The sequence below is a fragment of the Ruegeria sp. CDSA141 genome (genome assembly GCF_059612005.1).
Map to the genome: position 1 here is coordinate 64,709 of NZ_JBXWPT010000008.1, position 25,735 is coordinate 90,443.

The following is a 25,735-nucleotide window of genomic DNA, read 5'->3' on the forward strand; positions in this document are numbered from 1 at the left end:
CCTTTACTGCTCTCGCCTCAATTACTGGATCTTGCGTAGCGTGAATTGCCCGTCGCCAAGCTGCTCCAGTGTGTATTCTTGTTGTTCTTGTGGTGTATTATTAACAGGATTTTCCATTTTTGCGAGTGCTAAGCGCAGATTGTCCCGGATTGCGTCACTTTCGCCATTGTCCAACGCATAGGCCCGCTGAAACACTTGCGCGGCTTCAGGGTATTCCTGTTTCTCCATCAGCAGGACACCGAGATTGTTCCACGCCACGGGCCAGTCCGTGTCGTCTTCTACAGCACGGCGCAGCAGTTTTTCGGCCTGACCCAAGCGGCGGAGTCCGACATTCGCGGTGCCCAGAGAAGTCAGGACCTGGGGCGTCATACCCTGCTCCAGCGCGGCCCGGGAAAAAGTTTCAAGCGCCAGTTCGTATTCTCCGGCGGCCATCAATCTGTTTCCGACTTTGATGCTGTCCTCGGCCTGACCTTTGGCGTCAATTCCCGGTGCATCCAATCCGTTAGGTGACAGGCCTTCTGTGCAAGAAGCCACCATGGCAAAAACCATGGTGGCCCGGAGCATTCGGCGAAACCCGGAAGGGAAGCACCTGATTTCAGCATTCATATGGTTCTATCCGACCTAGCGTCCAAAACTCGAAATAACGTTCGCCGACGGGCCGATCAGAATAATCAGCAGTGGCGGTACTGTCAGCATCATTGTGACAAGAGTCATCTTGGTCGGCAACTTGTTCGCGGCCTCTTCGGCGCGCATCACACGTTTGTCGCGCATCTCACCGGCGTAAACCCGCAACGCCTCGGCAATCGATGTGCCAAATGTCGCCGATTGGATCATAACGGTAACAAATGAGTTCACGTCCTGCACACCACATCGCACGCCGAAATCACGCAGGACGGTGTCCTTGTCCTTACCAGCCTTCATTTCATGCGCGACAGTTTCGAATTCCTGCGCGATATCTGGATACGACGCACTCATTTCACCGGCTACCCGAACAATGGCCTGATCCAGCGACTGACCGGCCTCAACGCAGACGAGCATCAGGTCGAGCGTATCGGGAAAGCCGGCGGTAATCGCTTCCTTCCGTTCTTCAACCCGGCGCGTAATCCAGTATTTTGGTGCGAAATAGCCAATCGCGCCGGGAACAAGCACCCGGATCATCATCTGTGTTCCGGTAAACTCCTGGCCGCCGGAAAAGACTGTGACCAACATAACACCAAGGAAAATGCCAAGGATACCCAAAGAAAACTGCGCAAAGTGAAAGAACCGAACTGAATCCTTCGACCTGTAGCCCGCCTGACGCAGTTTCAGCTCGACTGCCGAATATTCTTCTTCGTTCTTGGGCTCCAGAAAAGTCGCGAACTTCTCAAGCTGTTCGTTTCGGCTTGAGTTTCGAAGCTGCTCTTTTTTCCCCTTTTTCTGCTTTGGAGGGGCAGCATTAGATCTTTGCAGTTTCTTCAGGGGATCTTCCGGCTGCTTCATCATCAGTGTGACAGCGACCAGAACCAAAATCAGGCCAAGTACGCCGACAATGATCAGGGGGCCGAACTCACCCAAGTGCTGGGTCAACAGGTCATTGATGCTGGTCAGGAATTCCATGGTACTGCCCTCAGACCTTGATGTTGGTGATGATTTTCATGACGATCAGGTTCAATGTCAGCAGGATAGCGACAACAAAACACGCGGGAATAAACCAGGGGTGATCCAAAACATCGTCGTAATAGCCCGGGTCCTTGACCAGAATGAATATCAGACAGGCGACGGGAAACCCGGACAGGAACTTACCAGACCATTGTGCCTCGGCTGTAATCGCCTTGACGCGACGGAACAAGCGAAAACGAGCACGGATCACCTTTGCCAATCCGGCCAATATCTCAGCAAGGTTACCGCCAGATTGCTGCTGAATACCCACGGCTACGGCCAGAAAGCGCATATCCTGCATGTCCAGACGTTCAGCCATGTCCTTTAGGGCCTCGCCCACATCGCGACCATAGGCACATTCATCGGCGATAACGCCAAATTCGGTTCCCAGCGGATCCTGGACTTCGTTTGCAACCACTTGAATTGTCGATACAAATGGATTTCCGACACGCAGAGATCGCACCATCAGTTCAACCGCGTCCGGCAGTTGTTCTTCGATCATACCCATTCGTTTCTTGGCCTTGTGGTTGACCCAGGCGTAAACGCCACCGATGCCGATTGCGATGGAAACAACGATGCGCAGTGCCGTGTCCGTAGCGGTGCCAATGCTCAATCCGACAAAGGCCATGGCGGATACCAGACCCATGATCATGATCAATTGACGTGGAGAGAACGCGATTGCCGCCTTTTGCGCCTTGTCTGCCAGCAGTGAGTACAGAGGGATGCTCTGCGACTTCATATGCTGCTGCATCTCTTTGCGCAGCTGTTCCAGTACCTGTTCGCGCCCAGCACCCTTTTCCAGCATGTCCAGACGCCGGTTGACCCGGCTGTTCAGGCTGATGGACTTGCCGAAGGCGACAAGATAGATGCCCTCGACCAAGGCAAGAACCCCCACAAAGATGGCGACATAAATGATCGCCTCCATAGGCAATTGCATACCTGGTTCTCCTACATTGTGGTTGGGTCGTAGATGGACGCTGGCAAATCAAAGCCCCATAGACGGAAGCGTTCCGAATAGTGGCTGCGCACGCCGGTCGCGGTAAAGTGTCCGATGATCTTGTTGTCGGGTGTCAGGCCAACGCGTTGAAAACGAAATATTTCCTGCATGGAAATCACGTCACCTTCCATCCCGGTGATCTCGGTGATCGAGGTCATCCGGCGCGAACCGTCCTGCAGACGACTGGCCTGCACGATCAGGTTGACAGCCGAAGCGATCTGACTGCGGACGGCTTTGATCGGCATTTCGATCCCGGCCATGGCGATCATGTTTTCCAGACGTGAAATACCGTCCCGGGCCGAGTTGGCGTGGATCGTGGTCATCGATCCGTCGTGGCCTGTGTTCATGGCCTGCAACATATCGATCACCTCGGCACCACGCGTCTCACCCACGATGATACGGTCAGGACGCATACGCAGGGCGTTTTTCAGACAGTCACGCGGACTGACCTCACCTTTGCCTTCCACGTTGGGCGGGCGGCTTTCCATCCTGCCCACATGCGTCTGTTGCAGCTGAAGTTCCGCCGTATCCTCGATGGTCAGAATGCGCTCGGCGTCGTCGATGAAACTGGACAGGGCGTTGAGCGTGGTCGTTTTACCAGAACCCGTACCCCCGGAAACGATGATATTCAGCCGGGTGGACACGGCGGCCTGCAAATAGGCGGCCATTTCTTCGGTGAACGCCCCGAAATTGACCAGATCGTCAATGCCCAGCTTATCTTTCTTGAACTTACGAATGGAAACAAGCGATCCGTCCACCGCAATCGGTGGCACCATAGCGTTGAAACGCGAGCCATCGGCCAGACGGGCGTCAACATACGGGTTGGATTCGTCAACTCGACGGCCCACGGCGGACACGATCTTGTCGATGATCCGCATCAGGTGCTTTTCATCCTTGAAGGTAATATCGCTGATTTCCAGCTTACCGGAGCGTTCCACAAAGATCTGTTGTGGACCGTTCACCAGAATATCGTTGACCGTATCGTCCTGAAGCAATGCTTCAAGCGGCCCAAGCCCCGTTACCTCGTCATAAAGTTCCTTGTTCAGCTGGGACCGGTCTTCGCGGTTCAGAACAATGTTTCTTGTTTCCAGAACTTCACTGGCGATTGCACTGATTTCAGCACGCAACTCCGATTCGCCAGCGTTCTCCAGTGCTGCCAGGTTCAGGTTTTCGAGCAACTCGCGGTGTAGTTCGATCTTGATCTCGCCCAGCCGCTCTTTGCGTTTCCGATCCCGGTCCGAGCTTGCGACCTCACCTGCAATCTTTTTCACAGGCTTGCGGGCCACGGCAGTCGCAACAGGTGTCTCTTGCGCTGTGGACGCCCCAGTTTCGGGCTGTTGCGCCGGCGTTTTGACGGGCTGCGCTACGGGCTGCTTTTTGTATCTTGAAAACACGGCTTATCCCCCCTTGGGATGATGTTACGCAGCTTCTTCGGCACTGCTGCCAAGGCTGTGAAGCGACTTTGCCAGCTTTGCGATTTCCCGGCGTAACGGATTCTTGGCGGCCGCATTTGCCAGAGGCAGGCCGTGATCCCCACTTTGCATGACCGGTTTGCCACCATCAGGCAGTAGCAGGTCGATGGAGATACCAAGGCTTTCCCCCATGCGCTTCACACGGCTTTTTCCGTTCAGGTCGGTAAACTTCGGCGCCCGGTTCAATGCAAAGCGCAACTTGTTGAATGGCAGTTCCTCTGCCTGCAAAGCACGCTTCAGGCGCAGGGCATTCTGGGCGGACCGCATGTCCAGCTCAATCATGGCGAAATACACATGGGCAGCCTGCAAAACTGTTTCAGACCACAGGACAAGCGTCTTCGGCATATCAACAATGACGTAGTCGAAATGCGCGCGCGACACGTCAATCACGCGTTGAATGTCTTCCGGAGTAATCAGGTCCAGCGGCACCATATCAGAGGGGGCCGTCAAAACCTGCAATTTTTCTTCATATGTTTGAAGAGCTTGCGAGAACACTTCGCTGTCCATCGCATCCGTGTCCGATAACATTTCAAACACTGTTTCCCGCCGCGGCAGGTCTAGGTAGGTGGAAACGGTACCGTATTGCAGGTCCAGATCGATCAGGCAGACAGTTGGCGCGTCCTTGTCAGAGGCACATGCCAGTTCCCAAGCTAGGTTAACGGCCAGCGTCGTCGCTCCGACACCACCTGCCAGGCCCTGAACGACAAACAAGGCGCCTTCCTTTGATTCGCCACCCGCCAGAGGAACGGCAGCCGCTTGCGCCACGGCAACCGGGTCTGGCTGCTTCATACGCTCAATGGCTTCCTGCAACTCACCTTCCGGAAGAGGGTAGGGCACAAACTCGTCCGCGCCCTTGCGCAGCAGTTGGTGCAATGAAGCCGGAGTAACGTCCTCGGCGATCAGAACAACTTTTACTTTCTTTTCATTCGCTTGGGTAATTATCTCACCCAGCAGGGAAAGGTTGTCTTCATCTTCTCCGTCGATAGCCAGAGCTACAAATTCCAGTGCTTCAGCTTCGGGTTGGCTGAAAAAGGCCAACGCTTCTGCAAATCCCAGATCCCCCCAGCGCTCGCCCAGGATGGTTTCCATGTCTTCGATCAAAAGGTCGAAATTCTGAACATCCCGACTGATCGTGCAGGCCAAGATTGCAGTATTGTCGTCTTGCGGCGTCGCGCTGGTCATTAACATTATCCTCGTCGTGAGGGCTCAGCATGTCATATGAACGAAATCCGCCAGATTGATGTGCTGTCGCCCCAATACGGTCAAATTTGGCCGCAGGTCACCCTATTGTTCACAATGTTGCTTTGAAGTTGGGCAAGAATTGGGCGCAAAAGAACCAATTGTAGGGAAATGGGCGACGATGCCGCCCATTTCAAACGTATTATCCACCGCTGCCAGCGTCCTGGGCGTCAACTTCCTGAATCTGGCTTACAGCGGTCGCACTTTCTACATATTCGCGATAGATGACTTCGGCATATTTGCCATCCAGAAGCTGCGGGTTACGGTCAACAAATCCTGAAACTTCGGTGACCGTTCTGCGGTTCCTGCGATCCCGGTTTTGCGTTGCGACCAGCGGTTGCGTCTTGCCAAAGGACACCACCGCCTCAAGCCGTGAGCGCGAGATACCCTGTTGTCCCAAAAACGCGACGACTGCCTGTGCACGGCGTAAGCCAAGGCTTTTGTTGTAGCTGGTTGATCCCACAGCGTCCGTATGTCCGTAAACGCGGAAACGGGCTTCGGGAAACTGTTTGATCCAGTCCGCCTGTTGCAACAGAATACGCTGAGCCGAAGCATCCAGTTGCGAGCTGTTGAACGCAAAGTTCACCTGGCTGGGCACGTCAGCGGCAAACCGGCGGCTGAGAATCTGCGCATAGGTCAATTCACCGCTTTGAACCTGGACATTGTTTAATGTCGCGTTTCCGAAAGTGCCTGCATCGATCTCGTACCCGGCCTCACGCGTACACGCGGCGACAGCGACCGAAAGACCCAGTGTGATAATCCACTTCTGCATTGGTCCTATCCTCCTGATCAATCTAGGACGTAGCCGTAGGAGCTGCCGAAGTCTTGCTTGGCAACCTCTGACGCTCCGCCGGCTCCAGTGCGTTGTGTGCGCGCGACCCTGCCATTCACGAACAGGTCAAATTCGCTGGGCGGTTTTACCCGATCGGTGGGAAGGGCAAGTGTCTCTCCACGAGTTGGCGAAACCAGATGCGCGGTGATGATGACCACGAGTTCGCTTTGCTCGCGCTGGTAGTCGGCGCTGCGGAACAACGCGCCAAGAACGGGCACATCACCCAGCCATGGGACCTGATTGCTCAAATCGGCGAAGTTATCCTGGATCAAACCGGCAATGGCAAAGCTTTCACCATCCCGAAGTTCAATCGTTGTTTTTGCCCGGCGCGTGATGAAGCTGGGTACGGAGTCGCCGTTGATGGTGAAATCCGAGCTCTGATCGATACTTGAAACAGCGGTGCCCATTTCAAGATTGATCAGATCACCGTCAACAACGCGTGGGATGAAGTCCATCTCAACGCCGAATGCTTTGTATTCAATGGCAACAACGCCATCATCCTGTGGTACCGGAATCGGAACTTCACCGCCGGCCAGGAAGGAAGCTTCCTGACCTGACAAGGCGGACAGGTTCGGTTCAGCCAGACTGCGGGCCAACCCTTTGGTTTCAAGTGCTTCCAACAACAGGCGAACTTGCGTTGAGCCTGCGCCGAAACCAAACAGGATCGCGCCTGTATTGGCCTGAACGGCCGGAATGTTGTTCGACAAAGCGTTGTTCAGTGCGAACTGGTTATTGAGCGTGTTGAAGCCCCCGGTAACGTCACCTCCGCCGAAACCAAGCGACGCTGTCAGGCTTTTGGCGACCGAGCGGTTCATTTCCGCAAAGCGGACCTTCAGCATGACCTGCTGAACACCACCGACCGACATCAGGTTGGAAACACGCTCGGGAGCATATCTTTCAGCCAGTTCCAAAGCGCGCGCCAGTTTTGCCGAGCTGGAGATTGTGCCGGACAAAACAATGCCATCATTGGCCGTGCGAACCTCGATGGGTTCGTTGGGCAGGATCTGACGCAGACGTTCCTTGAACTCCGTGACATCTGGTGCGACGCGGACGCGAACGTTGGCCAACAAATTGCCAGCGCCATCAAACAGCGTCAGCGTGGTAAGGCCGGGGGCCTTACCCAGAACATAGATTGTGCGCTCCGACAATGAAGAGATATCTGCAATGCCGGCGTTGGCAATGCTGAGCTCTGCAAACGGTTGCTCGCTTTCTACGACAATTGCGCGGTTCATCGGGACGTCGAGTGTTTCCACAGTCCCTTTCTTCACCACGCGCAAAGTTTCGGCCCAGGCGGTGTCGCCAATGGGGGCCATAACAAGCGACAACCCCAGCAGGGTTGCGCTGATCCAGGAACGTATTGTCATGTGACCTGCCTCTCCGATCACGCCTCGTTTTTTTGGGTCTTATGCCCTATAGGTGGAGAGACTGCGCGAAATCCGAATTTATTGCAATAATCAATGGTTTCCGTAAGTTTCCTTATGTGGGGAATTGGCAACAATCGCAAAAAAATAAGCCGCACCAAGGGTGCGGCTCTGAACCTGTAACGTTCTGAATTGGCGTCAATTTGTACAGGGGATCGGTACATTTACGATTTCGCCACCGCGGCGAATACGTGTTGTGCATACCTTCTCGGCTTTTGCCTCGGGTTCCGGGGCAGTTTTCTGAATTCCCAGCAGCTTGTTTTGGTCCACCTCAATCGTAGACGCAACGGATTCATCCTGTACCCCAACCAGAGCCAGTGAAAGACGCCCTGTGTTTTGGGCCTGTGCCAATGCGGCGACCTGTTCCGGTGTGGCCGCAACCGTAACTGTGCGCGCAATCGTTGTGTTGGTGACATCCGAACCGGCGGTCTGGTCGACGGCAATGAGTTGCACGTTGGTTTCGATCAGGCGGGTGATACCACCGCTGCTCCCCTCGATGGTTCCACTGGAACCCGTCCAATAGATGTCGACACTATCGCCGGGTCGCAAGAAACCCGAAACGCCAGAAGCAACGTCAACGCTGATCGCAAAGGCACGCATACCCTTTTCCAGACGTGACGTCAGGCCAGCTTTTTCGCCCGGACGAGTGATCTTGACCTCCATGATCGCTTCGTCCTTTTCCATTGCCCTCAAAACGAAACGTTCATTTGCGCCGCTTACGGGGAACAGGGCTGTAAGCTCCTTGAAAGTACCTTCCGGGATCGCGTTTTCCGGCCAGTCAACAGCGCGTATATCTTCCTCAGTCAACCGCTCGCCGTATTTCAAGGCGCGGTTCGACACAAACACAGTGACAGTCGGAACAACGTCGACTTTGGCGTTGGCCAGGGCTTCTTCTGCAGCAAGTCTTTGGCGTGCCAACTCGCTTTGGTATTCCGCAATATAGTTTCGCGCCATGTAAACGGCGCCCCCGGCCAGTGCAACGCCGACAATCAGGACAAGTCCGAAAACTGCTCGCATGCGTGTACCTCATTCTTTTGTTTGGTCGATTACTTAGCGGCCAAGGAACCACATTGAAACAGCCTATTTGCTAACTGCAAATTGTGTCGAAATGTGGGACAAATGTGCCTGATTGTCAGATTCTACGCCATCTTCCGCACAATTCTTCATGGTGAGTGTTGCCTTTCCTCACGATTGCCAGCGGATCGTGCGCAACAAAAGAGCGCCGCACCCCATGGGCGCAGCGCTTTGCGTCGAAACGGTTAAGAGTAACGTCTTTGGAAAACAGCTGAGGCGTACACCTGCTGTGGTTTAGTTTCCGCCGCCGGCGGTTCCTGCCGTGATAATGCCCGAGGGTGCAGTGTTCGACCCGGTGCTGACAACGGCACTGTTCATGGCCCCGTTTATGTTGCCGCCCATGCCGTCGACGCTTGAGCTGATTACGAGGTAGGTCGCGCCCGACAATCCTATGACCACGGCGGTCAATACCACCCAGTCAACTGTCACCGCTCCTGCTTCGTCAGATTTAAACTGATTAAGGAACCTGAACATGTGCTTATCTCCAAATACGTCGCGTCAGTGCCACCGACAGGTTGGTCCATAACTGGTTCGCGCGGACGGCGAAATTTGGGCTAAATATTGATTTCGCAGAAAATTTCGGTCTCAGGCAGAGACCGCGCGTGTGTCGGATTGATTGGGACATAAGAAACACAGGGGTTGCAACAAAACACCCCGAGCGTCGCGAAGTTTTGCATGACTTGCGCGCAGGCTGGAATCTGTGCGCCTGGGATGAAGCAGTTTCAGATCACAAAAAAAAGGCCGCGCCCATTGAGCGCGGCCTTGAAAATTCTCTAGAGCAGCAACTTAGTTGCTTTTGCCTTCGCCGGTGATACCACCTGTCGCAGTGTTGCTGCCGGTGCTCAGCGATGCGGCGTTCAGCGCTTCGTTTACGCCGGTTGCCAGGCCAGTGGCGCCAGCCGAAATCTGCTGGTATGCAACTGCGGCCAGGCCGATGACTGCTGCGGTCAGAACAACCCAGTCAACTGTTACTGCGCCGTCTTCGTCTTTGCGGAAGTTCTTGATGAACTTGATCATGTTACGTCCCTCCTAAAGGATCAAAAAAAGTTTAACAAACCTCGGCGTCTTTCAGAGCTTTCTCTCTCAGTCCGCTCATGTCCGTCTCGGTATGGGACTATGTTTGACTGTTGGGCGTGGCAGGAATTGGGCCAAACACCGATTTTTTTTCGCGCAGCTTAACTTTTTGGTGATAATTTTAGTAACTTATTGAAAATAAATGGTAAAAAAATATCATCGATTGAAGTGAAGGCCCTATAGCGATGCAAAATTGCGCCAAATGAGGCGAAACTGCCCCAATTCGCTTTGTTTTTCTGGCCTTGCGAGAAGATTCAGGGTTCAAATCGCCTAAAAAGAAAACACGAGGCAGGCAAATGAATCTCCGGAACGCACTCCAATGCGCCGGTGTGCTGGCGTTTCTGATATCGGGTACCGCATCAGTGAATGCGACCGAGATAGAGCCGCGCGGCGTATACAAGCGAGTCAAAGCCCCCAAACCCGGCGACCGCCCGCGTGTATCTGTGCAAATCACACCGGAGGAACACGCAGCCAACCCTTCAGCGCCCAGTACGGGCGTTGAACTGGTGGTCCCTGAAATCATCGCGCGCACCAAGGTCACTCCGGCAGCGGTGCCTGGTGTCGAAGCCAAACGAGATCCCAAGGGGTCGTACAAGGCATTCTGGAACCGGGTTTCACCACACATGGATGAAGCCGGGGCCTGGCGGCTGGATGCAGCTATCAACGCCCTAGCCGCGACGAACGTAAGATCACCGCGACTGCAATCGCTGCAAAACATCGCAAAGGAACGCGGGATCGAGATCCTTCGTTCCACAGTCGGAACCAATGTTTCACCTGCGCTGGTGTTAGCGGTGATTTCGGTGGAATCAGCCGGACGTGCAGATGCTGTCAGCTCTGCTGGCGCGCAAGGGCTCATGCAATTGATGCCCGCCACGGCGGCCAGATTCGGGGTGAAAGACAGTCTTCAGCCCTCTGACAATATCGCAGGCGGTGTGAAATACCTCAACTGGCTGATGGAAGAGTTCGGGAATGATCCAATACTAGTATTGGCTGGATACAACGCGGGTGAGGGGGCCGTACGCAAACACAGCGGCGTGCCGCCCTATGCTGAAACCCGAGACTATGTGCCAAAGGTCCTTGCCGCGTTCCAGATCGCGCGGGCCTTGTGTACGACGCCGCCGGACCTGATTTCCGATGGCTGTGTTTTTCAGACGTCAAACTGAAAAAGGCCCGCCGTGATCTGGCGGGCCTTTCCAATTGATCAGGAAACGATTGTCGCTTCTGTTGCTGCGCGTAGCTCGTCTTCGCTGACACCTTCCGCCAGTTCCACGATTTTCAGACCGCCTTCGACCACATCCAGCACACCCAGATTGGTGATGATACGATCTACGACGCCCTTTCCGGTCAATGGCAGGGTACATTCCTTCAGGACCTTACTGTCACCATGTTTGTTGGTGTGGTCCATCACGACAATCACACGGCCTACGCCTGCGACCAGATCCATTGCACCGCCCATGCCTTTCACCAGCTTTCCGGGAATCATCCAGTTGGCCAGATCACCTTTCTCATCCACTTCCATTGCACCCAGAATCGCCGCAGCGATCTTGCCGCCGCGGATCATGGCGAAGGATGTGGCACTGTCGAAATAGGCCGTGCGGGACAATTCAGTGATCGTCTGCTTGCCCGCATTGATCAGGTCTGGGTCTTCTTCGCCCTCAAAAGGAAAGGGGCCCATGCCCAGCATGCCGTTTTCCGATTGCAGAGTGATGTCCTTGTCACCCACATAGTTTGCCACCAGCGTCGGGATGCCGATGCCGAGGTTCACATACATGCCGTCTTCCAGTTCCTCTGCCGCGCGTGCGGCCATCTGATTGCGGTCCCAGGGCATTATGCTTCCTCCTTCTTCCGGGTGGTGCGCTGTTCAATGCGCTTTTCGTGTTTGCCCTGAACGATGCGATGCACATAGATACCGGGCAGGTGGATGCAGTCGGGGTCCAGCGCGCCACGCGGAACAATCTCTTCCACTTCAGCCACGCAGATCTTGCCGCATGTCGCTGCCGGCACATTGAAGTTGCGGGCGGTCTTGCGGAACACCAGGTTGCCGGTGTCGTCGGCCTTCCACGCCTTGACGATGGCCAGGTCGGCGAAGATGCCCTCTTCAAGAATGTAAGTCTCGCCGTTGAAGTCCTTGTGCTCCTTACCGTCGGCAATCACGGTGCCAACGCCGGTTTTTGTGTAGAAGCCGGGGATACCCGCGCCACCTGCGCGCATCCGTTCCGCCAGAGTGCCCTGCGGGTTGAATTCCAGCTCCAACTCGCCGCTCAGATATTGACGCATGAACTCTGCGTTTTCACCGACATACGAACTGATCATTTTCTTGACCTGCTTGGTTTGCAGCAGGATGCCGATGCCGAAATCGTCCACGCCTGCGTTGTTTGACGCAAAGGTCAGGTCTTTGACGCCCGATTCCCTGATGGCCTCAAGCAACAATTCCGGAATGCCGCACAGGCCAAACCCGCCTGCGGCGATCAGCATACCATCCGACAGCACCCCATCGAGCGCCTCGGTGGCATTGGCATAGACTTTCTTCATGGAAAACTCCCCCAATGACATGGTGATGGGCAGGTTGTGCCGCCACGTCATTGGGAAGTCAATGAAACCCGGAGGAGGGAGGTATTTCTACCTATCCCGCCGCCTTCTTGGTTGTGGCCTTCTTCTTGGGGGCCGCCTTTTTCTTGGTGCCCTTCTTGGTCGCGCGTTCATTGACCAGTTCGATGGCCATTTCTTGCGTCACGTCCTCGGGTTTTATGTCCTTGGGGATGGTTGCGTTGACCTTCTCCCATTTCACATATGGCCCATAGCGCCCGTCGAGAACCTGCATTGCTCCGCCATTGGGATGCTCGCCCAGTTCCTTCAGGGGTTTCGCTGCGGCTCGTCGTCCACGTCCGGGATTGGCGCGTTTTTCGGCCAGCAATTCAACGGCACGGTTCATGCCGATCTCGAACACGTCATTGGGGTCTTTGAGGTTGGCGTAAACCGGTTTCGCCTCTTCCGGCAACTGATGCATCAAATACGGGCCGAACCGTCCGAAATTAGCGCTGATCATGCCTCCCTCGGGGTGTTCGCCGATCTGACGGGGCAGGGACAGCAGCGTCAGCGCCTTTTCCAGATCCATGTCATCCTTGCTCCACCCTCGCGGCAACGACGCGCGGGGCGGCTTTTTGTTCTCGGGCGTGGGTTCGCCGCGCTGAACGTAAGGACCGAACCGGCCGGATTTCAACCAGATCTCATCGCCACCATCTTCGCCCAGCAGTTTTTCGTCGCCTTCCGCACCTTCACCTGCAATCGGACGCGTATAGGTACATTCCGGATAGTTTCCGCAGCCAACGAACCCGCCGGTCCGCGAGGTCTTCAGGTGCAACTGACCGGTACCGCATTTCGGGCAGATACGCGGATCGGACCCATCCTCGCGCGGCGGGTAGAGCTGCGGAGCCAGAGCTTCGTCGAGCCTGTCCAACACTTCAGAAATCCGCAGCTCGGACGTCTCGCCAATCGCGGCTGAAAAATCACGCCAGAACTTGCCCAACAGGTCCTTGTAGTCGCGTTCCCCGGCGCTGACATCATCCAACTCTTCTTCCAGATTGGCGGTGAACTCATAGCCTACGTACTGCCGGAAGAAATTCAGCAAGAAGATCGTAACGATCCGCCCCTTTTCCTCGGGGATCAGCCGGTTTTTGTCCTTGCGTACATATTCCCGGTCCTGAATCGTCGTGACGATCGAGGCATAGGTTGATGGTCGCCCGATCCCCAGCTCTTCCATCCGTTTGACCAGCGTCGCTTCGGTATAACGCGGGGGTGGTTGAGTGTGATGCTGCAGCGCCAGAACAGATTCGTTCTCGGACAGGATCGCCTCTTTCGCAACCTTGTCCCCGCTGTCGCTGGTCGCCTTGGCGAACTGATCCTTCAGAGAGGTTTTGGCAAAACGGGCTGGATCACCCTGCGTGATCTGTGGCAGACGCTTTTCGTCCTCGTCCGCAATGTCATCCCGGCCTTCTTCGTACACCCGCATGAAACCATCGAACATCACGACCTGGCCAGTGGCGCGAAGGCCGACCTGACCGTCATCGCTGCCAATCTCGACGGTCGTGCGCTCCAGGCGGGCGGCTGCCATCTGACAGGCAATGGTACGTTTCCAGATCAGATCATAAAGCTTGCGCTGATCCTCGTCCGTGACTTTCAAGGCCTTGGCGTCGCGCGACATATCTGTCGGGCGGATACACTCGTGCGCTTCCTGAGCGTTCTTGGCCTTGTTCTTGTAGATGCGCGGGCTGTCCGGAACATATTCGGCGCCAAAGCGGTCGGCGATGGCATCCCGTGCTGCCGCAACGGCCTCGGGCGCCATGTCTATGCCGTCGGTCCGCATATAAGTTATGTATCCGGCCTCATAGAGCCGCTGCGCCACTTGCATCGCGTGGCGCGCGCCCATTCCGAACTTGCGGCTTGCTTCCTGCTGCAAGGTCGAGGTCATAAATGGTGCGCTGGGGTTGCGGGCGGCAGGCTTGGCCTCGACCGAGGTTATGGTCAGTGCCCGGCTGGTAACGGCCTGAACGGCCAGTTCCGCCTGCGTGGCGTTGGCCAGATCATGCTTGTCCAGCTTTTTGCCCGCCAGCGTGACCAGCCGCGCCTCATAGGTCTGACCACGAGGCGTCTCGAGCAGTGCTCTGACCGACCAGTATTCGACCGGTTTGAACGCTTCGATTTCCATCTCGCGTTCGACGATCAGGCGCAAACAGACGGACTGCACGCGCCCAGCGGACTTCGCGCCGGGCAATTTGCGCCACAAAACCGGAGACAGGTTGAAGCCCACAAGATAGTCCAGCGCACGGCGGGCCAGATAGGCCTCAACCAGCGGCATGTCGACCTGGCGCGGGTTTTGCATTGCCTGTGTGACAGCCTCTTTCGTGATGGCGTTGAAGGTCACGCGGCTGACAGGCGTGTCTTTCTTGATCGACCGGCGTTTGGTCAACGCTTCCTGCAGGTGCCAGCTGATTGCTTCGCCCTCCCGGTCAGGGTCAGTGGCGAGGATCAGCGCGTTGTCTTCTTTCAGCGCGTCAGCAATGGCTTTGACATGCTTGCGGCTGTCGTTCCCCACTTCCCATTTCATCGAGAAATCGTGTTCGGGATCGACGGATCCGTCCTTTGGCGGCAGGTCCCGCACATGGCCGTAAGAGGCCAGAACTGTGTAGTCGGGCCCCAGATATTTATTGATTGTTTTTGCTTTGGCCGGAGATTCTACAACAACTACGGGCATTTAAGGGGAAACCTCGCTCGACGAATTTGACGCCTTCTATGGTGGAGCAAAATGTGTGGGGCAAGCAGGAATTGTCAATGCGTTCCTTTTGCAGGTGGAAAAGCGCCGTGATTTCAGTGCGCTACCACAGATATTCAGGAACCGGACCAGCCAGATCAAGGGTTCGATCAACTTGCCAGCGACAGCAGACCTCCAGGCTGACGCTGGATTCGCCCATCAAGTTCAAGGTCGATCAGCGCCGGACCAAGCTCACCGGCTGAGACCGTGATATCCCGCAGCAATTGATCTTCAGCGATAGGTGAGGGACCGAGTCGCTCGAGGATCTGCACATGCAGGTCCCTTGCGGGGCGCGCGATCGGTGCAGAGGGAGGTTCGGGCGGTAGTGAAACCAAATCGTTTGTTCGGGGCAACGCTTCAATAACATCATCAGCGGATCGAACCAGCGTTGCGCCATCACGAATCAACAGATTGCAACCGGCGGCCCGCGCGTCGAACGGATGGCCGGGAACGGCCAGAACCTCGCGTCCCTGATCCAACGCGTCACGTGCTGTTATCAGACTCCCGGATTTGGCAGCGGCCTCGACGACGACAACGGCCTGTGCAAGCCCCGAAATGATCCGATTTCGGCGCGGAAAGTGACGGGCCTGGGGTGTTACACCCATCGGCTGCTCAGAAAGCCGCAAGCCTCTGGAGGCGATGTCGCGGGCCAGCTCCGTGTTTTCGGCGGGATAGATCACATCGACACCGCCTGCCATGACTGCCACCGTACCTGTCTCCAGTGCGGCCATATGTGCGGCCGTGTCGATACCGCGCGCCAGACCAGACACAACCACGTACCCCTTGCTGCCCAACTCCGAGGCTAAGCCACGCGCCATCCGTGCGCCAAGCGAGGAACAGTTTCGCGCGCCGACCATCGCAATCGATGGTTTTTGCAGAAGCGAAACATCCCCGACTGCCCAAAGCAACGGGGGGGCATCGTTCAGATCATCCAGGGTCGTTGGAAAATCAGCGGACCCAAGGCACAAAAGCCGCGCTTTGGCGGCCCTTGCGGCCTTGAGTTCCGCCTCGATCACGCCGGGAGGGCAGGTTTCATACCCTGTTATACCGGCGGCGCGTGCCATTTCAGGCAGCGCGGCCAGCGCGTTCTGCGCTGAGCCATGTTCGCGCAGCAGCCGACGAAATGTCGCCGGACCGACCTTGCGAGAACGCAACAGGCGAAGCCACGAGAACCGGTCCTCTTCCGTGGTGGGTGGGAGTGGGGGGTGATTGGAAGAAAGCTGCTCTTCGGTCATCCGTTGCTCCGCCTTGTTACAGAACTGGTCTACGGGATAAGCGGTTAACAGCTTGTGAATCGTCGAAAATTTGACATATTTATTTTAATATCGTCAGGCGATGCGACTATAAAATCTTGATATTAAACAATATAAAAGAAATACCACAGAAAGAGGTGCTTTTTGTCACCAAACGCAAGTTTAATGATGAAAGAGGCGCAAGGTTAACCCTGCGCCTCTTTCTGCATCCTGGGTTCGACTCAGGCTGCAGAGCCGCCGACGGTCAGCCCGTCCATCAGGACGGTTGGCTGGCCAACGCCTACCGGCACCCATTGCCCATCCTTGCCGCAGGTTCCCATGCCGGGGTCCAGCGCCATATCGTTGCCGAGGCCGCGGATCCGTTTCAAGGCCGAAGGGCCGTCACCAATCAGCGTGGCCCCTTTGACCGGTGCACCGATTTTGCCGTTTTCGACGCGGTACGCCTCGGTGCATGAGAAAACGAACTTGCCGTTGGTAATGTCTACCTGACCTCCGCCGAAACCAACCGCCCAGATACCGTCCTTGATGTCAGCTACCAGAGCCTGCGGGTCGGCCTCGCCCCCCAGCATGATCGTATTGGTCATGCGCGGCATGGGTTTGTACGCATAGCTTTGTCGCCGCCCGTTGCCAGTGGGCGCAACACCCATCAAGCGAGCGTTCTGGCGGTCCTGCATGTAGCCGGTCAGGATGCCGTCTTCGATCAGCACCGTGCGTGCGCTGGGCGTGCCCTCATCATCCACGCTGATCGAGCCGCGGCGATCAGCAATCGTACCGTCATCCACCACGGTCACACCTTTCGAGGCAATCTGCTGCCCCATCAATCCGGCAAAGGCCGAGCTGCCCTTGCGGTTGAAATCACCTTCCAGACCATGGCCTATTGCCTCGTGCAACAGGATGCCAGGCCAGCCGGGGCCAAGCGCGACTTCCATGACGCCGGCTGGCGCGGGAACGGCGTCCAGGTTGACCAGCGCAATGCGCAGCGCTTCGCGTGCCTTGGCCTGCCAGTCGGCGGGATCAATCAACCCGCTCAGGCCAACCCGACCGCCGCCACCGGCGGATCCGCTTTCGCGGCGGCCGTTCTGCTCGACAATCACCGAGACATTCACACGGGTCATGGGGCGCACATCGCGGACCATCACACCATCCGGACGCAGGATCTCGACCTCTTGCACAGCCGCCGCGATCGTGGCGCTGACCTGAACAACACGCGGGTCCAGATCGCGCGCGAAGGCGTCTATCTCACGCAGTGTCTCGATCTTGACCGGGAACGCGGCAGATTCAATTGGGTCTTCGTCCGTATAGAGACGCGTGTTGGTGGAACGCGGAGCATCCGCCAAAACCCCGCCGCCATCCCCTACAGCCAGTCTTGCGGTTTCCGCCGCCCGTTTCAGGGCAGGAATGGAAACGTCAGTTGAATGCGCATATCCAGCCACTTCACCTTGTACGGCGCGCAGTCCGAACCCTTCCGACGCATCATAAGACGCGGTGCGCAGACGTCCGTCATCGAACACGAGGGACTCGGATTTTCGTCGCTCGACAAACAGCTCTCCATCCTCGGCGCCATCCGTTGCCGAGCGCAATATGGCAAGCGCTTCATCGTGCGGAAGAGCGCTTTCAAAGGGGCGAAACTGGGCGTCGGACATGGGTTGGGACCTTTCGGGTTTGATCCAGATCAAAAATAGCGTCTGTTTGACGCAAGCATTTTGCTTTATCTACCCGACGGAATATGGTTTTTAACGCGGCCAAAGACAACGGGAGAGGTGCGACCGATTCACACCTTTTCGCCAGGGACGCAAAGATCAAACGATCAGGACAGAACATGAAGAATGCTTTGATGCTTTCAGGGTTTATGACAGCCCTCTCCAGCCTTCCAGCCATGGCTCAGGAGCTTGAGATTATTGGCAAGCCGGTTGACGGCGGTATGGGTTTTCAACCCGCGGCCACCAGCCTTGCCACAGGAATTCAGCGTCTGGACGGCATGATTCTGGTGATTATCACCGTAATCTGCCTGTTGGTAGCCGGTCTGCTGGTTTACTGCATCGTGCGCTACAACGAACGTGTTAACCCCAAGCCGGCACGGTTTTCGCACTACACCCCGGTTGAGATTGCGTGGACCCTTGGCCCCATCCTGATTCTGGTCTTCATCGGTGCGTTTTCGCTGCCGGTTCTGTTCAAACAGCAGGAAATACCTGAAGGCGATATCACCATCAAAGTCGTCGGCAACCAGTGGTACTGGACCTATGAATATGTCGATCACGATTTCGCGTTCGACAGCTACCTGCTGGGTCATCCCGCCACTCTGGATGAGGGCGCGCGCCCCGCTGACGCGGACGTGACCCCGTTTGTTCTGGATGACGCTATGCGCGCGAAGCTGGCAGATGCTGGTTACAGCGATGACGAATGGCTGTTGGCCACCGATACCGCCGTGGTCGTTCCGGTTGGCAAGGTTGTCGTGATGCAGGTTACCGCGTCTGACGTGATCCACTCCTGGACCATCCCGTCCTTCGGCGTGAAGCAGGATGGCGTGCCCGGACGTCTGGCAGAACTGTGGTTCGAGGCCGAGAAAGAAGGCATCTACTTTGGTCAGTGCTCGGAACTCTGCGGCAAAGACCACGCTTATATGCCGATCACCGTCAAAGTCGTCAGCCAGGAAGCTTATGACCAGTGGCTGCAAGGCGCGATCGAAGAATATGCAGGTCTGCCGCAAAACTATCAGGTTGCTTCGAACTGAGCACGCTGAGGGCGGGTTAAACCTGCCTGACACGAAATGCAGGCTGTGCGGGCTGACCGCACAGCTTTCGCCCCAAAAGGACCCGAGATGACCGACGCAAGCATCAATGCCAGCACAGCGACCGCCCACGCGGACGAGGCCAGCTTTGGCGATTACTTCGCCCTGCTCAAGCCGCGCGTGATGTCTCTGGTCGTGTTTACGGCGCTGGTCGGTCTGCTGGCGGCCCCGGTTCCGGTCCATCCCTTTGTCGGATTCTGCGCCATTCTGTTCATCGCCATAGGTGGCGGCGCATCCGGTGCGCTGAACATGTGGTGGGATGCGGATATCGACAAGGTCATGAAACGCACCAAAGGTCGCCCGATCCCCTCCGGCAAGGTGGAAGAGGGTGAGGCGATGGCCATTGGCCTGACCCTGTCGGGCCTGTCGGTGATCATGCTGGGCCTTGCGACCAACTGGTTTGCGGGAGCGTTCCTGGGCTTCACAATCTTTTTCTATGTCGCTGTCTACACGATGTGGCTGAAGCGCTCGACGCCGCAGAACATCGTGATCGGTGGTGCGGCTGGCGCTTTCCCTCCGGTGATCGGCTGGGTGGCTGCGACCGGATCCATGGCGGTTGAGCCCTGGCTGATGTTTGCCCTGACCTTCATGTGGACGCCGCCGCATTTCTGGGCACTGGCCCTGTTCATGCGCTCGGACTATGACGATGCGGGCGTGCCCATGCTGACCGTGACACACGGCCGCCGTGCGACGCGTGTACATATTTTGGTCTATACGGGCTTGCTGGCGATTCTGGCGGTAGGAACCGCGTTTTCTGGCATCGGCGGTCCCATCTACCTGACCGTGGCTCTGGTGTTGAACGCGTTGTTCCTGCGCGGCGCCTGGCAAATTTCGCGTCGGACCGAGGATGACTCGGAGGCCGACAACTTCAAGGTCGAACGCAGCTTTTTCAAACTTTCGCTGCTCTACCTCTTCCTGCATTTCGGCGCTATTCTGGCCGAAGCCTTGCTGAAGCCCTATGGTTTGGGAGGATGGTCATGAGCCTGCGCAAAAGCCATGAACTGCATCAGCGACGGTTCAGCCGCAATCTGGGCGTTGGACTGACGCTGGCTGCCTTTATCGTGATCATCTTTGGCCTGACCATCGTGAAGGTGTCGGGTACTGATTTCAACATGGCCACGCAAGAGGTTCAGAACTGATGGCGCTGTCTGGTCCTCAGAAAACTGTTGCCCAAACCGTGGGTGTGGTTGTCCTGATGGGCAGTCTGGCCTGGGCATCGGTACCGTTCTACGACTGGTTCTGCCGCGTTACCGGATTTGGCGGCACCACGGGTGTTGCCGAAGCCGCCCCCGAAGAAGTTCTGGACCGCACTGTCACCATACGGTTTGACGCATCCAAGGCCAAAGACATGGCCTGGGAATTCAAGCCCGTCGTCCGCGAGATGGAAGTACGCATCGGCGAGACCGGGCTGGCCTTCTATGAGGCCTACAATCCAACGGATCGTCCGATTGCAGGGCAGGCCTCATACAATGTGGCGCCCTATTCGGCAGGCGGGTACTTTCAAAAGATTGCCTGCTTCTGCTTTGAAGAGCAGGTACTGCAACCCGGCGAACGTGTAGAGATGCCGGTAACCTTCTTTGTCGATCCTGAAATGGTCGAAGATCTTGAAGCAAAGTATGTTCATACGATCACGCTGTCGTATACATTCTACGAAATTGACCTGCCAGAGGGCTATGCCGCCCTTGAAGCGCAGGCAGAAACAAACACGAACTAACGCCTGTAGGTGAGGGACGCTGATGGCACACGCTAAAAACCATGATTATCACATTCTGGCCCCGTCGATCTGGCCTCTGATCGGAGCTGTCGGCGGCTTTGTGATGTTGTTCGGAGCAGTCCTTTGGATGCACGGCGTGACGCCGTGGATGTTCTGGGCCGGTCTGGTCGCAGTTCTCTACACCATGTTCGCATGGTGGTCCGAAGTTGTTGTCGAGAGCCGCCAGGGGGATCACACTCCTGTCGTTCGCATCGGTCTGCGTTACGGTTTCATCCTGTTCGTCATGTCCGAGGTGATGTTCTTCTTTGCCTGGTTCTGGTCGTTCTTCAAACATCGTATGTACCCGATGTACGACTATGCCGGCACCGAATACATCCAGCCGGACATCCACGCGGTTGACCCGTTCCACCTGCCTCTGATCAACACTCTGGTCCTGTTGCTGTCAGGCTGTGCAATCACCTGGGCGCACCACGCGCTGGTGCATGACAATGACCGCAAGGCGCTGATCAACGGTCTGGCCATCGGTATCGTTCTGGGCATCGCCTTTACCGGGTTGCAGGCGTTCGAGTATTATGAGCTGCTGGCCCATGAAGGCTGGAAGTTTGGCGATGATCAGTTCTATTCGAACTTCTTCATGGCGACCGGCTTCCATGGTTTCCATGTCGTTATCGGAACCATCTTCCTGTCGGTCTGCCTGATCCGGGCCCTCAAGGGTGACTTCACACCTGAAAAGCATGTCGGGTTCGAGGCGGCAGCCTGGTACTGGCACTTCGTTGACGTTGTCTGGCTGTTCCTGTTTTTCGCGGTCTACATCTGGGGACAGGCCCCGCTGATGTAAGCCCGGTCAGCTGGTTCAATTGCAAAAGCCGCCCCTTGGGGCGGCTTTTTCTCTATTCCGGGCGCAAGATTGCGCCCCATACAATTGCGTGGTTGCAATTTGGCCCACACGCCCCTTAACAAGACGCCGGTTCCTGAAACGAGGTTTGACCCTGACATGCGCCGCATTCTGTTCCTGCTGATCTTCGGCCTTGCCGGTTTGGGCGCGCTGCTGTCGCTGGGCATCTGGCAGCTTCAGCGTCTGGCCTGGAAGCAGGAGGTGCTGGCCGAGATCGAAAGCCGAATCTCAGCCGCACCCATCGCCTTGCCTCGGCAGGTTTCAGAGGACACTGACAAATACCGTCCGGTAACGGTTGCGGGTGAGATGGAACCGGGCGAAATCCATGTTCTTGTTTCGGTCAAACAGGTCGGGGCAGGGTATCGGATCATCCAGTCGTTCAGCACCGAGGGCCGAACTATTCTGGTGGATCGGGGTTTTGTACCGACAACGGCCAAGCAGGCACCGCGTCTGACCGGCCCGATGGAGATCACCGGCAACCTGCACTGGCCGGATGAAGTCGACAGTTACACGCCTGAACCCGATATCCATGAAAATATCTGGTTTGCCCGCGACGTGCCAAATCTGGCCACCGCTCTGGGGACCGAGCCGGTGCTGCTGATCGCGCGGTCTGAGACCGACCCGAACGTGACGCCTTTGCCGGTAGATACGGCGGGAATTCCAAACGATCACCTGCAATATGCAATCACCTGGTTTGGCTTGGCTCTGGTCTGGGCTGTGATGACCGGTTATTTCCTGTGGCGCAATCGCGCCCCTTCTGAGAGAGAAGAGCAATGAAATACATCTCGACCCGTGGCCAAGCGCCAGAACTGACCTTTGAAGAGGCGATGCTGACCGGATTGGCCCGCGATGGTGGTTTGTATCTGCCCGCCGAGATCCCCGTGATGAGCCATGACGAGATCGCGGCGCTTGCTGGTCTGCCCTATGAAGAAATCGCATTCCGGGTGATGTGGCCTTATGTCAGCGGGTCCTTTGCCGAGGATGAGTTCAAGCAGATCATCGCCCGCGCCTATGAAGGCTTCGGCCACGATGCCCGCGCGCCGTTGAAGCAATTGAACGAGAACCATTTTCTGCTGGAACTGTTCCATGGGCCCACGCTGGCGTTCAAGGACTTTGCGATGCAGTTGATCGGCCAGCTGTTTCAGGTGGCACTGAAACGGCGCGCGGACCGCGTGACCATCGTCGGCGCGACCAGCGGTGACACCGGCTCGGCCGCGATCGAGGCATTCCGGGGGCTGGATTCTGTGGATGTGTTCATCCTGTTCCCGCATGGCCGCGTGTCCGAGGTGCAGCGTCGCCAGATGACGACGCCTGCGGACAGCAATGTTCATGCTCTTGCCGTGGACGGCGACTTCGACGATTGTCAGGCCGCGCTGAAGGACATGTTCAACGATTTCGACTTCCGCGACGGCGTGAAGCTGGCTGGCGTGAATTCGATCAACTTTGCCCGTGTTCTGGCGCAGATCGTCTACTACTTCTCCGCTGCTGTCAGCCTCGGCGCACCGCATCGCAAGGTCAGCTTTACGGTGCCGACCGGCAATTTCGGTGACATCTTCGCGGGCTACCTTGCCAAGCGCATGGGCCTGCCAATTGACCGTCTGGTTGTCGCAACCAATCAGAACGACATTCTGCACCGTTGCCTGTCGGGCGAGGGGTACTTCAAGGGCGACACCATCCCCTCGATCAGCCCGTCGATGGATATTCAGGTCAGTTCGAACTTTGAGCGTGCGCTTTACTATGCTTATGGTGAGGATGGCGGGGCTGTCGCGCAGTTGATGGATGAACTGAAGAACGGCGGCTTCAATGTCAGCCAGGGCGCGATGGAAGCGCTGCGCGAGAGCTTTGACTCGGACCGTGTCTCTGAAGAAGAGACGCTGGCGACAATCAAGTCCACTCTGACCCATAGTGCGGAACTGGTTTGCCCGCATACCGCCGTGGGCATCAAGGTTGCAGAAGAGCATCGCTCGACCGACGTTCCGATGATCACACTGGCCACCGCGCACCCTGCAAAATTCCCGGCAGCGGTCGAGAAGGCAAGCGACGTGCATCCGCCTCTTCCATCCCGCATGTCTGATCTGTATGAACGTCCGGAACGGGTGACCCGCATCGCCAACGATCTGGGCGCCATCGAGGATCATATTAAAGGGCACATCGCCGAGTGACTGTCAGACAAGACCAACTGAAGAACGGCTTTCGTATCGTCAGTGAACACATGCCGGGGCTGCAATCTGCGGCCATCGGCATCTGGGTGACCGCCGGTGGGCGGCATGAGCGGATCGAACAGAACGGCATCGCGCATTTCCTTGAGCACATGGCGTTCAAGGGAACCGAGCGGCGATCGGCGCTGCAAATCGCCGAAGCGATCGAGGATGTGGGCGGTTACATCAACGCCTATACCTCGCGCGAGGTCACGGCCTATTACGCGCGTGTCCTGAAGGACGACGTGGCGCTGGCAATGGACGTGATCGGCGACATCGTTCTGAACCCGGTGTTTGACCCGCGGGAGATCGAGGTCGAGCGTGGTGTGATCCTGCAGGAAATTGGTCAGGCCTATGACACGCCCGACGATGTGATCTTTGACTGGTTGCAGGAGCAGAGCTATCACGACCAACCCTTGGGCCGCACCATTCTCGGCCCGACCGAGCGGGTCAGTGCGTTTTCACGAGAAGACCTCTCTGGCTTCATAGCCGAGCATTATGGTCCCGATCAGATGATCCTGTCCGCGGCAGGCGCGGTGGATCACGATCAGCTTATGAAAATAGCCGAAGAGATGTTTGGTCATCTGCAACCACGAACCGGGCTTATCGCCGAGCTTGCGCGCTTTACCGGTGGTGAGGCACGGCAGGAGAAAGAGCTGGAGCAGGCCCATTTCGCACTTGCACTGGAAAGCCCGGGCTATCGTGACGATGCGATCTATACGGCACAGGTATACTCGACGGCTCTGGGTGGGGGCATGTCTTCGCGCTTGTTCCAGGAAGTGCGCGAGACCCGCGGGTTGTGCTATACGATATTTGCTCAAACCGGTGCTTATGCAGACACAGGGACGACCACGATCTATGCAGGTACTTCTGCCGATCAGGTTGCAGAACTGGCCACGATAACCATCGACGAGATGAAGCGCGCCGCCGACGATATGAGTGCCGAGGAAGTGGCACGTGCCCGGGCGCAGATGAAGGCCGGGATGCTGATGGGGCTTGAAAGCCCGTCGAACCGGGCCGAACGATTGGCGCGGCTTGTGCAGATCTGGGGGCGGGTGCCTCCATTGGAAGATACCGTTGGCAGGATCGACGCCGTAGGAATCGAGGATGTGCGCGCCTTCGCTGAGACAATGGCCCTGCAAGCACCGGCGGCGCTGGCGCTGTACGGTCCGGTGTCAGCCGCGCCGACACTGGCTGAATTGCAGGAGAGGCGGGCGGCGTGATGCTGTTGGGCAGACGCAAGCTGAAACTCGAGACCGCGCGGCTCAGCTTGCGCCCGCCTGTACATTCCGACTTCAACGATTGGGCCGCGTTGCGGCGGGCCTCGAAAGATTATCTGACACCATGGGAGCCGATCTGGGCCAAGGATCACCTGAGCCGCAAGTCCTTCACCAACCGTGTGTACTGGGCACAACGTTCGGTAGCGGCCGGGACGGCCATTCCGCTTTTTTTGTTTCGCCGCGAGGATGACGTGTTGGTTGGGGCCATCACGCTGGACAACATTCGGCGCGGTCCCGCGCAGGCGGGCACATTGGGGTACTGGACCGGTCAGGCCTTTGCCCGACAGGGGTATATGCGTGAAGCAATTGGCGCGATGGTTCACCATGCCTTTACCCGATTGGACCTGAGCCGGATTGAAGCCGCTTGCCTGCCGGAAAACCGGGCGTCGCGCGGATTGCTGGAAAGCTCAGCCTTCAAGTACGAGGGCGTGGCGCAGTCGTATTTGCAAATCAACGGCCGGTGGCGGACGCATGTTCTGTATGCCAGCCTGCGGTCTGACCGGCGCGGAAAAACCGACGCGGGATAGGATGGGGGCGCTGCCCCGTCGCGGC

The 25,735-nt window shown here is 56.9% G+C and carries 25 protein-coding genes; 10 read left to right on the forward strand and 15 right to left on the reverse strand.

Annotated elements, in window-relative coordinates; all coding sequences use genetic code 11:
* Positions 1 to 21 precede the first annotated feature (21 nt).
* From AC2FLP_RS12860 to AC2FLP_RS12905, 10 genes are all read right to left on the reverse strand, one after another.
* Positions 22 to 564 carry a tetratricopeptide repeat protein gene (locus tag AC2FLP_RS12860; protein ID WP_496684057.1) on the reverse strand — a complete coding sequence of 181 codons (543 nt, stop codon included), beginning with the start codon at positions 562 to 564 and terminating at the stop codon, positions 22 to 24.
* A 57-nt stretch (positions 565 to 621) separates the two neighbouring features.
* Positions 622 to 1,596, reverse strand: coding sequence for a type II secretion system F family protein (locus AC2FLP_RS12865; RefSeq protein ID WP_117869720.1), 975 nt, complete (start codon positions 1,594 to 1,596; stop codon positions 622 to 624).
* Between the two features lie 10 nt (positions 1,597 to 1,606).
* A complete protein-coding gene (locus AC2FLP_RS12870) occupies positions 1,607 to 2,575 on the reverse strand; it encodes a type II secretion system F family protein (RefSeq protein ID WP_117869719.1) in 969 nt (322 codons plus the stop codon).
* A gap of 11 nt (positions 2,576 to 2,586) precedes the next feature.
* Positions 2,587 to 4,029 carry a TadA family conjugal transfer-associated ATPase gene (locus AC2FLP_RS12875; RefSeq protein ID WP_299898589.1) on the reverse strand — a complete coding sequence of 481 codons (1,443 nt, stop codon included), beginning with the start codon at positions 4,027 to 4,029 and terminating at the stop codon, positions 2,587 to 2,589.
* A 24-nt stretch (positions 4,030 to 4,053) separates the two neighbouring features.
* Positions 4,054 to 5,289 carry a CpaE/TadZ family protein gene (locus AC2FLP_RS12880; RefSeq protein WP_496684054.1) on the reverse strand — a complete coding sequence of 412 codons (1,236 nt, stop codon included), beginning with the start codon at positions 5,287 to 5,289 and terminating at the stop codon, positions 4,054 to 4,056.
* 199 nt (positions 5,290 to 5,488) lie between these two features.
* Positions 5,489 to 6,118: an OmpA family protein gene (locus AC2FLP_RS12885; RefSeq protein ID WP_117869717.1), complete on the reverse strand. Its 630-nt coding sequence runs from the start codon at positions 6,116 to 6,118 to the stop codon at positions 5,489 to 5,491.
* 17 nt (positions 6,119 to 6,135) lie between these two features.
* Positions 6,136 to 7,542, reverse strand: coding sequence for a type II and III secretion system protein family protein (locus AC2FLP_RS12890; RefSeq protein ID WP_299898593.1), 1,407 nt, complete (start codon positions 7,540 to 7,542; stop codon positions 6,136 to 6,138).
* A 195-nt stretch (positions 7,543 to 7,737) separates the two neighbouring features.
* The gene (gene cpaB / locus AC2FLP_RS12895) at positions 7,738 to 8,616 is read right to left on the reverse strand and encodes a Flp pilus assembly protein CpaB (protein WP_117869715.1); all 879 of its coding nucleotides are present in this window, start codon (positions 8,614 to 8,616) and stop codon (positions 7,738 to 7,740) included.
* Positions 8,617 to 8,907: 291 nt separating this feature from the next.
* Positions 8,908 to 9,147 (reverse strand): hypothetical protein, encoded by a 240-nt coding sequence (locus AC2FLP_RS12900; protein ID WP_117869714.1) that lies wholly within the window; start codon positions 9,145 to 9,147, stop codon positions 8,908 to 8,910.
* A gap of 312 nt (positions 9,148 to 9,459) precedes the next feature.
* Positions 9,460 to 9,690: a Flp family type IVb pilin gene (locus AC2FLP_RS12905; RefSeq protein WP_117869713.1), complete on the reverse strand. Its 231-nt coding sequence runs from the start codon at positions 9,688 to 9,690 to the stop codon at positions 9,460 to 9,462.
* Positions 9,691 to 10,043: 353 nt separating this feature from the next.
* Between AC2FLP_RS12905 and AC2FLP_RS12910 the strand changes: the two genes are divergently transcribed.
* The gene (locus AC2FLP_RS12910; protein ID WP_496684049.1) at positions 10,044 to 10,910 is read left to right on the forward strand and encodes a lytic transglycosylase domain-containing protein; all 867 of its coding nucleotides are present in this window, start codon (positions 10,044 to 10,046) and stop codon (positions 10,908 to 10,910) included.
* A gap of 38 nt (positions 10,911 to 10,948) precedes the next feature.
* Here AC2FLP_RS12910 and AC2FLP_RS12915 read toward each other — a convergent pair whose 3' ends face one another.
* The 5 genes from AC2FLP_RS12915 to tldD form a co-directional block, all read right to left on the reverse strand.
* The gene (locus tag AC2FLP_RS12915) at positions 10,949 to 11,575 is read right to left on the reverse strand and encodes a CoA transferase subunit B (protein WP_152457252.1); all 627 of its coding nucleotides are present in this window, start codon (positions 11,573 to 11,575) and stop codon (positions 10,949 to 10,951) included.
* Positions 11,575 to 12,279, reverse strand: a complete 705-nt coding sequence (locus AC2FLP_RS12920; RefSeq protein WP_117872820.1) for a CoA transferase subunit A — start codon at positions 12,277 to 12,279, stop codon at positions 11,575 to 11,577. The genes AC2FLP_RS12915 and AC2FLP_RS12920 overlap by 1 nt, the downstream gene beginning before the upstream one ends.
* Before the next feature lie 91 nt (positions 12,280 to 12,370).
* Positions 12,371 to 14,998, reverse strand: coding sequence for a type I DNA topoisomerase (topA, locus tag AC2FLP_RS12925; RefSeq protein WP_496684045.1), 2,628 nt, complete (start codon positions 14,996 to 14,998; stop codon positions 12,371 to 12,373).
* A 167-nt stretch (positions 14,999 to 15,165) separates the two neighbouring features.
* Positions 15,166 to 16,290 carry a DNA-processing protein DprA gene (gene dprA / locus AC2FLP_RS12930; RefSeq protein ID WP_496684043.1) on the reverse strand — a complete coding sequence of 375 codons (1,125 nt, stop codon included), beginning with the start codon at positions 16,288 to 16,290 and terminating at the stop codon, positions 15,166 to 15,168.
* 239 nt (positions 16,291 to 16,529) lie between these two features.
* The gene (gene tldD, locus AC2FLP_RS12935) at positions 16,530 to 17,951 is read right to left on the reverse strand and encodes a metalloprotease TldD (RefSeq protein ID WP_496684040.1); all 1,422 of its coding nucleotides are present in this window, start codon (positions 17,949 to 17,951) and stop codon (positions 16,530 to 16,532) included.
* Between the two features lie 176 nt (positions 17,952 to 18,127).
* Between tldD and coxB the strand changes: the two genes are divergently transcribed.
* The 9 genes from coxB to AC2FLP_RS12980 all read left to right on the forward strand — a co-directional run bounded on the left by coxB (position 18,128) and on the right by AC2FLP_RS12980 (position 25,710).
* Positions 18,128 to 19,039 carry a cytochrome c oxidase subunit II gene (coxB, locus tag AC2FLP_RS12940; RefSeq protein WP_299898603.1) on the forward strand — a complete coding sequence of 304 codons (912 nt, stop codon included), beginning with the start codon at positions 18,128 to 18,130 and terminating at the stop codon, positions 19,037 to 19,039.
* Positions 19,040 to 19,126: 87 nt separating this feature from the next.
* Complete coding sequence (cyoE, locus tag AC2FLP_RS12945; protein WP_299898605.1) at positions 19,127 to 20,077, forward strand: heme o synthase; 951 nt, start codon at positions 19,127 to 19,129, stop codon at positions 20,075 to 20,077.
* The gene (locus tag AC2FLP_RS12950; RefSeq protein ID WP_162896804.1) at positions 20,074 to 20,235 is read left to right on the forward strand and encodes a cytochrome c oxidase system small membrane protein; all 162 of its coding nucleotides are present in this window, start codon (positions 20,074 to 20,076) and stop codon (positions 20,233 to 20,235) included. The genes cyoE and AC2FLP_RS12950 overlap by 4 nt, the downstream gene beginning before the upstream one ends.
* Complete coding sequence (locus tag AC2FLP_RS12955) at positions 20,235 to 20,810, forward strand: cytochrome c oxidase assembly protein (protein WP_299898608.1); 576 nt, start codon at positions 20,235 to 20,237, stop codon at positions 20,808 to 20,810. Before AC2FLP_RS12950 ends, AC2FLP_RS12955 begins: the two co-directional genes overlap by 1 nt.
* 22 nt (positions 20,811 to 20,832) lie before the next feature.
* Positions 20,833 to 21,648 carry a cytochrome c oxidase subunit 3 gene (locus tag AC2FLP_RS12960; RefSeq protein ID WP_117869706.1) on the forward strand — a complete coding sequence of 272 codons (816 nt, stop codon included), beginning with the start codon at positions 20,833 to 20,835 and terminating at the stop codon, positions 21,646 to 21,648.
* A gap of 156 nt (positions 21,649 to 21,804) precedes the next feature.
* A complete protein-coding gene (locus AC2FLP_RS12965; RefSeq protein ID WP_299898610.1) occupies positions 21,805 to 22,482 on the forward strand; it encodes an SURF1 family protein in 678 nt (225 codons plus the stop codon).
* Positions 22,479 to 23,867: a threonine synthase gene (gene thrC, locus AC2FLP_RS12970; RefSeq protein ID WP_496684036.1), complete on the forward strand. Its 1,389-nt coding sequence runs from the start codon at positions 22,479 to 22,481 to the stop codon at positions 23,865 to 23,867. Before AC2FLP_RS12965 ends, thrC begins: the two co-directional genes overlap by 4 nt.
* Positions 23,864 to 25,126, forward strand: a complete 1,263-nt coding sequence (locus AC2FLP_RS12975) for a M16 family metallopeptidase (protein ID WP_299898614.1) — start codon at positions 23,864 to 23,866, stop codon at positions 25,124 to 25,126. Before thrC ends, AC2FLP_RS12975 begins: the two co-directional genes overlap by 4 nt.
* On the forward strand, positions 25,126 to 25,710 hold the full coding sequence (locus AC2FLP_RS12980) for a GNAT family N-acetyltransferase (RefSeq protein ID WP_117869702.1): 585 nt from the start codon (positions 25,126 to 25,128) through the stop codon (positions 25,708 to 25,710). The genes AC2FLP_RS12975 and AC2FLP_RS12980 overlap by 1 nt, the downstream gene beginning before the upstream one ends.
* Positions 25,711 to 25,735: the final 25 nt, after the last annotated feature.

Excerpts from the sequence above, each read along its gene's own strand:
- AC2FLP_RS12860 (WP_496684057.1), bottom strand. The coding sequence starts at position 564 with ATGCTCCGGGCCACCATGGTTTTTGCCATGGTGGCTTCTTGCACAGAA.
- AC2FLP_RS12865 (WP_117869720.1), bottom strand. The coding sequence starts at position 1,596 with ATGGAATTCCTGACCAGCATCAATGACCTGTTGACCCAGCACTTGGGT.
- AC2FLP_RS12870 (WP_117869719.1), bottom strand. The coding sequence starts at position 2,575 with ATGCAATTGCCTATGGAGGCGATCATTTATGTCGCCATCTTTGTGGGG.
- AC2FLP_RS12880 (WP_496684054.1), bottom strand. The coding sequence starts at position 5,289 with ATGACCAGCGCGACGCCGCAAGACGACAATACTGCAATCTTGGCCTGC.
- AC2FLP_RS12885 (WP_117869717.1), bottom strand. The coding sequence starts at position 6,118 with ATGCAGAAGTGGATTATCACACTGGGTCTTTCGGTCGCTGTCGCCGCG.
- AC2FLP_RS12890 (WP_299898593.1), bottom strand. The coding sequence starts at position 7,542 with ATGACAATACGTTCCTGGATCAGCGCAACCCTGCTGGGGTTGTCGCTT.
- cpaB (WP_117869715.1), bottom strand. The coding sequence starts at position 8,616 with ATGCGAGCAGTTTTCGGACTTGTCCTGATTGTCGGCGTTGCACTGGCC.
- AC2FLP_RS12900 (WP_117869714.1), bottom strand. The coding sequence starts at position 9,147 with ATGTTCAGGTTCCTTAATCAGTTTAAATCTGACGAAGCAGGAGCGGTG.
- AC2FLP_RS12905 (WP_117869713.1), bottom strand. The coding sequence starts at position 9,690 with ATGATCAAGTTCATCAAGAACTTCCGCAAAGACGAAGACGGCGCAGTA.
- AC2FLP_RS12910 (WP_496684049.1), top strand. The coding sequence starts at position 10,044 with ATGAATCTCCGGAACGCACTCCAATGCGCCGGTGTGCTGGCGTTTCTG.
- AC2FLP_RS12915 (WP_152457252.1), bottom strand. The coding sequence starts at position 11,575 with ATGCCCTGGGACCGCAATCAGATGGCCGCACGCGCGGCAGAGGAACTG.
- AC2FLP_RS12920 (WP_117872820.1), bottom strand. The coding sequence starts at position 12,279 with ATGAAGAAAGTCTATGCCAATGCCACCGAGGCGCTCGATGGGGTGCTG.
- topA (WP_496684045.1), bottom strand. The coding sequence starts at position 14,998 with ATGCCCGTAGTTGTTGTAGAATCTCCGGCCAAAGCAAAAACAATCAAT.
- dprA (WP_496684043.1), bottom strand. The coding sequence starts at position 16,290 with ATGACCGAAGAGCAGCTTTCTTCCAATCACCCCCCACTCCCACCCACC.
- tldD (WP_496684040.1), bottom strand. The coding sequence starts at position 17,951 with ATGTCCGACGCCCAGTTTCGCCCCTTTGAAAGCGCTCTTCCGCACGAT.
- coxB (WP_299898603.1), top strand. The coding sequence starts at position 18,128 with ATGAAGAATGCTTTGATGCTTTCAGGGTTTATGACAGCCCTCTCCAGC.
- cyoE (WP_299898605.1), top strand. The coding sequence starts at position 19,127 with ATGACCGACGCAAGCATCAATGCCAGCACAGCGACCGCCCACGCGGAC.
- AC2FLP_RS12950 (WP_162896804.1), top strand. The coding sequence starts at position 20,074 with ATGAGCCTGCGCAAAAGCCATGAACTGCATCAGCGACGGTTCAGCCGC.
- AC2FLP_RS12955 (WP_299898608.1), top strand. The coding sequence starts at position 20,235 with ATGGCGCTGTCTGGTCCTCAGAAAACTGTTGCCCAAACCGTGGGTGTG.
- AC2FLP_RS12960 (WP_117869706.1), top strand. The coding sequence starts at position 20,833 with ATGGCACACGCTAAAAACCATGATTATCACATTCTGGCCCCGTCGATC.
- AC2FLP_RS12965 (WP_299898610.1), top strand. The coding sequence starts at position 21,805 with ATGCGCCGCATTCTGTTCCTGCTGATCTTCGGCCTTGCCGGTTTGGGC.
- thrC (WP_496684036.1), top strand. The coding sequence starts at position 22,479 with ATGAAATACATCTCGACCCGTGGCCAAGCGCCAGAACTGACCTTTGAA.
- AC2FLP_RS12980 (WP_117869702.1), top strand. The coding sequence starts at position 25,126 with ATGCTGTTGGGCAGACGCAAGCTGAAACTCGAGACCGCGCGGCTCAGC.